Below are 302 nucleotides of genomic sequence, written 5' to 3'. Positions count from 1 at the left end.
TCGCTGGCGGCTTCGTCGGGCGACCTGTCGGGGCCGCTGCAGCTGCGCGACAGAATGGCAATGCAGAGCGGTGTGCAGATCAGGGTATGCCCAAGGATAACCGCCCAGAGCGACAGGTTGAGGCCCATTTGCAGCAGCACGACCAGCAATGAGACCGCGACAATGATCTCGGGCAGCACCAGCGGGATCATGATGAATCCCATGATCCCCGCCTTGCCGGGAAACTCGAACCGCGTGGCCGCACGCGACGCGAGTTTCCCCGCCTTGCCGGGAAACTCGAACCGCGTGGCCGCACGCGACGC

At 64.9% G+C, this 302-nt stretch carries 1 pseudogene; it reads right to left on the bottom strand.

What is annotated here, in order from left to right:
• Window positions 1-302: pseudogene (locus E0702_RS16595) on the bottom strand (hypothetical protein); the annotation flags it as partial.

The organism is Halomonas marinisediminis (genome assembly GCF_004347715.1).
GTDB classification, from domain to species: Bacteria; Pseudomonadota; Gammaproteobacteria; order Pseudomonadales; family Halomonadaceae; genus Halomonas; species Halomonas icarae.
The sequence above is the reverse complement of the archived record's forward strand: the minus strand, read 5'-3'. Positions and strand labels throughout refer to the sequence as shown.